This window comes from Trinickia sp. (assembly GCF_036503415.1).
GTDB lineage: Bacteria > Pseudomonadota > Gammaproteobacteria > Burkholderiales > Burkholderiaceae > Trinickia.
In genome coordinates this window covers 1-5,716 of the sequence record NZ_DASXWY010000181.1, presented here as the reverse complement: position 1 = coordinate 5,716, position 5,716 = coordinate 1, and the positions used below count along the sequence as shown (strand labels likewise).

The 5,716-nt window shown below is 62.5% G+C and carries 4 protein-coding genes and 1 pseudogene; all 5 read right to left on the bottom strand.

The annotated features are described in order from the left end of the window. A pseudogene (locus VGL01_RS22320) lies at window positions 1–362 on the bottom strand (pilus assembly protein FimV); the annotation flags it as partial. Window positions 363–643: 281 nt separating this feature from the next. After that, entirely contained in the window at window positions 644–1,765 is a 1,122-nt protein-coding gene (asd, locus tag VGL01_RS22315) for an aspartate-semialdehyde dehydrogenase (RefSeq protein ID WP_331573251.1), read from the bottom strand. 253 nt (window positions 1,766–2,018) lie between these two features. Further along, entirely contained in the window at window positions 2,019–3,086 is a 1,068-nt protein-coding gene (gene leuB, locus VGL01_RS22310; RefSeq protein ID WP_331573249.1) for a 3-isopropylmalate dehydrogenase, read from the bottom strand. Between the two features lie 78 nt (window positions 3,087–3,164). After that, complete coding sequence (gene leuD / locus VGL01_RS22305; RefSeq protein ID WP_331573247.1) at window positions 3,165–3,815, bottom strand: 3-isopropylmalate dehydratase small subunit; 651 nt, start codon at window positions 3,813–3,815, stop codon at window positions 3,165–3,167. 16 nt (window positions 3,816–3,831) lie between these two features. Next, window positions 3,832–5,241: a 3-isopropylmalate dehydratase large subunit gene (gene leuC / locus VGL01_RS22300; protein WP_173256631.1), complete on the bottom strand. Its 1,410-nt coding sequence runs from the start codon at window positions 5,239–5,241 to the stop codon at window positions 3,832–3,834. Between the last annotated feature and the right edge of the window lie 475 nt (window positions 5,242–5,716).

Below are 5,716 nucleotides of genomic sequence, written 5' to 3'. Positions count from 1 at the left end.
CCGAGCTTCATGAGGCTCGGATCGCCTCGCATGAACGAGGAAGGGTTCGCATCGAAAATCGCTTTCGACGCGCGAGACAACACGGCGCGATCGTGCGATTGCGTGACGGCAATGGCAACGTCGTTCAGCGATTGCCCGGGCTTCACCGTAACCTGGGTCGCGGACTCGGCACCCGGGACGGATGCCGCCGCGGCTGCGCTCGCCGAATCGGCTGCGAAGGCCCGCGGCGACGCGAAGACCGTCGTGGCGACCGCAATCGCGAACACCGTGGCAGTGGCGATGCCAACGGCCGCGCCGCGCGCGTACGGCGCATCGGCATCAGTCCGCAACACAGGCGCGCGAGAGGTCGAACGTGCTGTCATGTGGTTGTTCCGCGCATCGCGGCGCGGCCATGAATGTCGTTTGGAAAGGGACAATATCTGATACGGCAGCTTTGCATGGGTTGGAACATGTGCTCTGCATGAGGCCATGGGTGCTCGAAGCACCTGCCGCACTTCCTCCGGGCCGACAGGAGAAGCGCTCACCGCCATCGGCAAAAAAAAAGCGCCGCGACCGGCGCGACGCCTTTACAGTCCTACGCCGCAAACGCGTAGTTTACGTTAGGAAGCGCGGCAAGACCACCGCGCCAGCCTGCGATGACGCTTCACTTGTCGAGCAAAATCCGCAGCATGCGGCGCAGCGGCTCCGCGGCGCCCCAGAGCAACTGATCGCCCACCGTGAATGCCGATAGATATTCGCCGCCCATCGCCAGCTTGCGCAGCCGCCCGACCGGCACCGAAAGCGTGCCCGTGACCACGGCCGGCGACAGTTCGCGCATCGACGCTTCGCGCTCGTTCGGCACGACCTTCACCCAATCGTTGGCGGACGCGAGGATGCCGTCGATCTCGTCGAGCGGGACGTCCTTCTTGAGCTTGATCGTCAGCGCCTGCGAATGGCACCGCATCGCACCGATACGCACGCAAAGACCGTCGACAGGAATCGAGCCCGGCTGTCCCATCGCGGGCTTGCCCAGAATCTTGTTCGTCTCGGCGCCGCCCTTCCATTCTTCCTTGGACATGCCGTTGCCGAGGTCCTTGTCGATCCACGGGATCAGCGAGCCGGCAAGCGGCACGCCGAAGTGGTCGGTCGGCATGGCGTCGCTCGTCATCGCCGCCAGCACGCTGCGGTCGATATCGAGAATGGCCGACGACGGATCGGCCAGCGCATCCTTGGCCGCGCCATGCAGCGTGCCCATTTGCGCGAGCAGCTCACGCATGTTCTGCGCGCCGGCACCCGATGCGGCCTGATAGGTCATGGCCGTCATCCAGTCGACGAGATTTTCGCGGAAGAGGCCGCCCAGCGCCATCAGCATCAGGCTGACGGTGCAGTTGCCGCCGATGAAGTTTTTCGTGCCCTTGACGAGCGCATCCTTGATGACGTCGAGGTTCACGGGATCGAGAATGATGACGGCATCGTCTTTCATCCGCAGTGACGATGCGGCATCGATCCAGTATCCGTTCCAGCCCGCCGCCCGCAGCTTCGGAAAGACCTCGTTCGTGTAGTCGCCGCCCTGGCACGTGATGACGACATCGCACTTTTTCAGCTCATCGATATTCGTCGCGTCTTTGAGCCGGGTCTCGTTCCTGGCGAACGCCGGCGCTTTGCCGCCCGCGTTGCTCGTGCTGAAAAAAACGGGCTCGATCAGCTCGAAATCGCCCTCTTGCTGCATACGCTGCATCAGGACGCTGCCGACCATACCGCGCCAACCTACGAGACCTACGTTCATGATTATCCCTTCGAATGGACGCTTCCCCGCAACCTTGCCCGGCGTGACCGCGCGGGGAAGACGGGCGGGCACGGCGGACGATCAGCTTTTCGTGATCGTTTTGGGGGTAATCGTTTTGATCGAAATGATGCCGGCCACGCCAATGGCGCCGGCAATGGCGAATCCCTGCGCACCGAGCGTTGCGCCAACGAGCGTTGCTATCGAGGGGATAGAGGGGATTCGCAGCATCGCGACAGTCTACACGAAAACGTCCTTACAATGCCGCGCGCACCGCATCGCCCATCTCGGCCGTGCCGACCTGGCGGCAGCCCGGTGTAGCGATGTCGCCCGTCCGGTATCCGGCTTCGAGCACCTTTTGCACCGCCTTTTCGATGCGCTCGGCTTGCTCCGCCTTGTTCAGCGAATAGCGCAGCATCATCGCGGCCGACAGAATCGTGGCGAGCGGATTGGCCACGCCCTTGCCCGCGATATCGGGCGCCGAACCATGCGAGGGCTCGTAAAGACCCTTGTTGTTCTTGTCGAGCGAAGCCGACGGCAGCATGCCGATCGATCCCGTCAGCATCGCCGCTTCGTCCGAGAGGATGTCGCCGAACATGTTGCCCGTGACGATCACATCGAACGACTTCGGCGCCTTGACGAGCTGCATCGCCGCATTGTCGACGTACATATGCGAAAGCTCCACGTCGGGGTACGCCTTGGCGACCTCGATCATGACTTCCTTCCAGAGCTGCGACGTTTCGAGCACGTTCGCCTTGTCCACCGAAGTCAGCCGCTTGCCGCGCTTTTGCGCCGCCTGGAACGCCACATGCGCGATGCGGCGCACTTCGGGCTCGGAGTAGCGCATCGTGTCGAAGCCTTCGCGCTCCCCTTCGAATGCACCGTCGGGTGCCGGGCGAATGCCGCGCGGCGCGCCGAAATAGATGTCGCCGTTGAGCTCGCGCACGATGAGGATGTCGAGCCCCGAGACGATCTCGGGCTTGAGCGACGATGCGCCGGTCAGCTGGGGATAGCAGATCGCCGGACGGAAGTTGGCAAAGAGCTGCAGATGCTTGCGCAGACCGAGAATGGCCTGCTCGGGACGCAATGCGCGTTCGAGCGAATCGTATTTCCAATCGCCGACGGCGCCGAACAGGATGGCATCCGCCTCCTTCGCGAGCGCAAGTGTGGACTCGGGCAGCGGGTGGCCATGTGCCTCGTAGCCGGCGCCGCCGACGGGCGCCTCCTCGAGTTCGAACGACTCGCCGAGCGCGCCGAGCACTTTGACCGCTTCCTTGACGATTTCCGGACCGATGCCGTCACCGGGCAGCACTGCAATCTTCATGCATCCTTCCTGTGTACGTGATGTTGGGTTGTCTGAGGGACTGCCGCAGCCACTTGAACCGCGGGCCCCGAGGGAAGTTCAGCCGACGATCCGGTGAGCGAGCCACGGCTGCTTTGCCAGCCGCTCCGCCTCGAACGCGCGGATCTTGTCGGCCTGCCGCAGCGTCAGCCCGATGTCGTCGAGGCCGTTCAATAAGCAGTACTTACGAAACGCGTCGACTTCGAACGAATATTCGCGGCCGTCCGGCGTGCGAACGCATTGCGCAGCGAGATCGATCGTTAGTTGATAGCCGTTGAACGCATACGTCTCGTTGAACAGGTGATCGACCTGCTGCTCCGTCAGGACGATCGGAAGCAGACCGTTCTTGAAGCAGTTGTTGAAGAAGATATCGGCAAAACTCGGTGCGATCAGCGCACGAAAGCCGTACTGCTCCAACGCCCAGGGCGCGTGTTCGCGCGAGCTGCCGCAGCCGAAATTCTTGCGTGCGAGCAGAACCGACGCGCCTTGATAGCGCGGCTGATTGAGCACGAAATCGGGGTTGAGCGGGCGGCGCGAATTGTCCTGTCCCGGCTCGCCGTGGTCGAGATAGCGCCACTCGTCGAACAGATTCGGACCGAAGCCCGCGCGCTTGATCGACTTCAAAAACTGCTTCGGCATGATCGCGTCCGTATCGACGTTTTCACGATCGAGGGGAGCGACGATGCCCGTATGTACGATGAACTTATCCATGTTCAGTTGCTCCGCCTCAGCCCAGCTTGCGAATATCGACGAAATGTCCCTCGATGGCCGCGGCAGCCGCCATCGCCGGGCTCACGAGATGGGTGCGGCCGCCCGCGCCCTGCCGCCCTTCGAAATTGCGATTCGACGTGGAGGCGCAGCGCTCGCCCGGCTCCAGCCTGTCGGCGTTCATCGCGAGGCACATCGAACAGCCCGGCTCGCGCCACTCGAAACCTGCTTCCCGGAACACCTTGTCGAGCCCTTCGCGCTCGGCTTGCGCCTTCACGAGACCCGAGCCCGGGACGACCATCGCGAGCCGGATATTGGACGCCACCTTGCGGCCGAGTTTCTTCACGACATACGCCGCGGCACGCAGATCTTCGATGCGCGCGTTCGTGCACGAGCCGATGAAGATCTTGTCGAGCTTGATCGATTCCATCGGCACGTTCGGCTCGAGCGCCATATATTGCAGCGCCCGTTCCATCGCCGCGCGTTTGACGGGGTCTTTCTCGCGCTCGGGATCGGGCACGCGCGAATCGATCGGCGTGACCATTTCGGGCGAGGTGCCCCACGTGACTTGCGGCACGATCTGAGTCGCATCGAGTTCGACCACGCGATCGAACACGGCACCCGGGTCCGATGTGAACGTGCGCCAGTACTCGACGGCGACGTCCCATTCGGCGCCCTGCGGCGAGAACGGGCGGCCTTTCAGGTAGTCGATCGTCGTGTCGTCCACGGCGACCATGCCGGCGCGTGCGCCCGCTTCGATCGCCATATTGCAGACGGTCATGCGGCCTTCCATCGAGAGTGCGCGAATGGTCGAGCCGCCGAATTCGATGGCATAGCCGGTGCCGCCCGCGGTACCGATCTTGCCGATGATCGCGAGCACGATGTCTTTCGCCGTACAGCCGCGCGGCAGTTGCCCCTCGACTTTGACGAGCATGTTCTTGCTCTTTTTCTGCAGCAGCGTTTGCGTGGCAAGCACGTGCTCCACTTCCGACGTGCCGATGCCGTGCGCAAGCGCGCCGAATGCGCCGTGCGTCGACGTGTGCGAATCTCCGCAGACGATCGTCATGCCCGGCAGCGTCGCGCCTTGTTCGGGCCCGATGATATGAACGATGCCCTGACGCAGGTCGTTCATCTTGAACTGGGTGATGCCGAAGGCGTCGCAGTTGGCGTCGAGCGTATCGACTTGCAGCTTCGAAACCGGATCGGCAATGCCGTGGCTGCGGTCCGTGGTCGGCACGTTGTGGTCCGACACCGCCAGGTTCGCGCTGACGCGCCAGACGGGACGCTCGGCCAGCTTGAGGCCTTCGAACGCTTGCGGGCTCGTGACTTCATGCAGCAGTTGGCGATCGATGTAAAGCAGGGTGGTGCCGTCTTCTTCGGTGTGAACGACGTGCGAATCCCAGAGCTTGTCGTAAAGAGTCTTTGGCATGGTGTGCGGGGGAAGTGAATCGAATCACGGGCGTTTCGGTTCGGTCGATTATGCCACGCAGACCGCTCGCGGGGTACTGGATGGATGAAAAAAGTGATAAAAAACAGTGGGTTATGGTGGTAGTCGCGGTACCTGGATCGCTACTACCATGTCCGCGGGGCCCGGCGCCGGACTGGCGCTTCGCGGCACCAGGACGTCCAATTTGACTAGTACTTTCGGTCGACCTCCGCCGCTCCCCCAGCGACGGTAACATGAGGCCCTCGTGGAGCCCGTACCGTTGCCAAGCGACAGAAGTGCCTCGTCGTAGCAGGGATACGCGCGCATCGTCATTTGTTTTGGGGAGTTTCGGTCGTATGCAAAAAACGGTTTGGCTTTCCTATGATCTCGGTGTCAAAGGCGATTACGCCAATCTGTATCGGTGGCTAGACAACGTAAAGGCCATGGAATGCGGCGATAGCGTCGCCTATTTCAAGGT